Annotated in this window: 2 protein-coding genes; both read left to right on the top strand. The window is 37.4% G+C overall.

The window, feature by feature from the left end:
* The first annotated feature begins 161 nt into the window (after positions 1-161).
* Positions 162-818 carry an aminopeptidase gene (locus H4683_RS20995; RefSeq protein ID WP_192600768.1) on the top strand — a complete coding sequence of 219 codons (657 nt, stop codon included), beginning with the start codon at positions 162-164 and terminating at the stop codon, positions 816-818.
* A gap of 311 nt (positions 819-1129) precedes the next feature.
* Positions 1130-2110 carry an Rpn family recombination-promoting nuclease/putative transposase gene (locus H4683_RS20990; protein ID WP_192600767.1) on the top strand — a complete coding sequence of 327 codons (981 nt, stop codon included), beginning with the start codon at positions 1130-1132 and terminating at the stop codon, positions 2108-2110.
* Positions 2111-2671 lie beyond the last annotated feature (561 nt).

Below are 2671 nucleotides of genomic sequence, written 5' to 3'. Positions count from 1 at the left end.
AGGAAGGACATCGTGCTGATGATGAATCGACTTCGACGATAAAAAAGAGTTCCTTATCTGTTTGTTCCTCGTGAAGGACATGGACATTTTCATCTCATTCAACAACCTTTCCGTTTTAGTATTCCTATACCCGAAAAGTGTTAAGTTGAAGCATTCCCCAAATGAGCGTAAGAGCCCGTTTACTTGGCATTATTGAAGAAATCGATCAGACATATAGTAAGACATTCAATCATGATCTTGATATCCACTATACTTTGTGCGTTGGCACATTTGGTTCAAATGCGTTTGTCACAAGAGAAATCAAAGGAGACATTTACTTTGCAGCAGAAAAACTTTCGCCTGAAACGAATCATTTGAAAGTAATCGTTGCTCATGAAATCGGTCATGTCACTCATTTTTCATTCGCCGAAAGGCAAGGGATGAACTGGAAATCGGTTGACTGGATACACGGTCTCACTTCACTCTATATAGAAGGTGCTGCTACGTATTTATCAAAAAAAATTGTGCCAGAATTGAAGGAATCGGTCTACTTCACATACGATGACGAGGGAGATTCTTGGGTGACCTGTTACGAGATACATAAAAAAGACGTAAAACGACGCTTCCTGGAGGATGTAGCCTCTGGTTGGGATATGGTGAAGGAAAAAGAATGGTTCCGCTTATCAGGAGGCCACTATTTTGGCCACAATCGACTTGGTTATTTGCTTGGCACGGATTATGTGGAACGTTTGGTTGAAAAGGTAGGCGAAGAAGTTGCGTTAACGTTTTGGAATGGCAATGATATGAAAAAGGACATTATGAATTGGTTGGAAGATTGATCCGGAAGTAATTAGTTCGGGTGACAGTCACTCGTTCAAACGTGGAAGTTCAAACAATTATGATAAGTCAAACAAACGTGAAAGTATTAGTGACAGGATAGGCACCGAAAATAAATCCTTTTCAAATTCATCAAAATTTAATTATGCCCCCTTTATGAGCCCAAAACTTCACACTTTTTACCTCACAATTGAAATATGACCATATCTCGGTATCTAAAAATGGAGTTGTTGGTCTTTCTGTACAATTTACACATTATTCCTTCTGCTGTATGGTAGATGCAAGTCAAATAATGGAGGTGTTGGAGGGGATGGTGACGGCATTAATATGGGAAAATTCAACGGATTATGAAGTGGGAAATGTCGATCAGGATGGTCTGTGGAAGAAAGTGATTGGCGAATTATTTGAAGACTTTTTATTGTATTTTGCCCCAGATTTACACGCACAAGTCGATTTTTCGGAAAAAGCCGAGTTTTTGCAACAAGAGCTATTTCAGCAAATCATAAAAGACAAGAAAGGGCGGAAAATAACCGACCAACTTGTCAAAGTCCATCTAAAGGATGGCGAGGAAAAATGGGTGTTAGTTCATGTAGAAGTTCAAAGTGACAATGAACCCAAATTCGCAAAACGAATGTTTCAATACTTCTACCGCATTTTTGATAAATATGATAAAGAAATCATTGCACTAGCCATCATGACCTCACCTCATAAAAGTGAATTCCCTACCGAATTCCGCTACACTTATTTTGGCACAAAGCTGAATTACGCGTATAATACGTATAAGATTGTTGACCATTCTTATGAAGAATTAGAGCAGTCGGATAAATTGTTCAGCAAAATGATTCTCGCTATAAAATATATGCACGATACGCGAGAAGACGTGGACAAACGGTATACGTTTAAAATGAAACTGATGCGGGAAGTTATTAAAAGTAAACACTATTCCTGGTCAGAGATTAAAGCTGTATTTTACTTCATCGATTATTTACTACGTTTACCAGAAGAATTATCAGAAAAACTGTATGATAAAATGAGTGTAATTATGAAAAAGGAGGGAAATGGCATGGTTCAATTTGAAAGTGAGGGTTGGTCTCCAACAATGGAAGCAATCTTTACTCGGATCCATGAAAAAGGGGAGAAGGAAGGAATAGAGAAAGGAATAGAGCAAGGAATAAAGCAAAATAAAGTGGAGCTCGTACTGGGAATGGTAAAGGAAGGAATCCCGATTGCCACCATTACTAAAATAGCGGGCTTGGATGAAGAAGTCATTAAAAAGCTAGTCGGTTGGAAGTGACAGTCACAGTCACTCGTTCAAACGTGAAAGTTTAAACAATCATGATAAATAAAAAAACGTGAAAGTATTAGTGACAGGAACCGGAAAATTGCGATGGAGGGGTAGACGTATAAATTAAAAAGAGCATAAACCAATGTTTTTATTAAAAGTCAAGAGATAACATGTTCCTCCTGATACATCAGCGTCCTTTATATAATGTGCAATATTATATGAGCTATATAAGTTGAACGAAAGATCAACGGCCCATTTATACTTGAATAGTTGAAACAAACGCGTCAAACAAGCATATGTGGAATCAACAAAAGTGTAAAACTTAAATTCAACTTATATATATTAATTGAACAACAGGAGATTGTCATTGACAATCTCTTTTATGTCGTATCGGAACCATAAAGTGTAGTAGAAACATCTGATACGCAGAACTTTTTATGCCTCCCGAATGGATAAATGTGGTACTATAATATAATAGACTCTCGGAGTTCCTAGAGCGAAATCAGCGATATATCCGATTATTTACTGGGAATTAGGCATAATTGATAATCTGGGTCTTCTTTTTTAAGG

The sequence above is a fragment of the Sporosarcina limicola genome (assembly GCF_014873855.1).
GTDB classification, from domain to species: Bacteria; Bacillota; Bacilli; order Bacillales_A; family Planococcaceae; genus Sporosarcina; species Sporosarcina limicola.
This window is presented reverse-complemented; position numbering and strand designations above follow the sequence as displayed.

Bases quoted from the DNA above. Each gene is read 5' to 3' on its own strand.
- H4683_RS20995 (WP_192600768.1), top strand. From the start codon at position 162: ATGAGCGTAAGAGCCCGTTTACTTGGCATTATTGAAGAAATCGATCAG.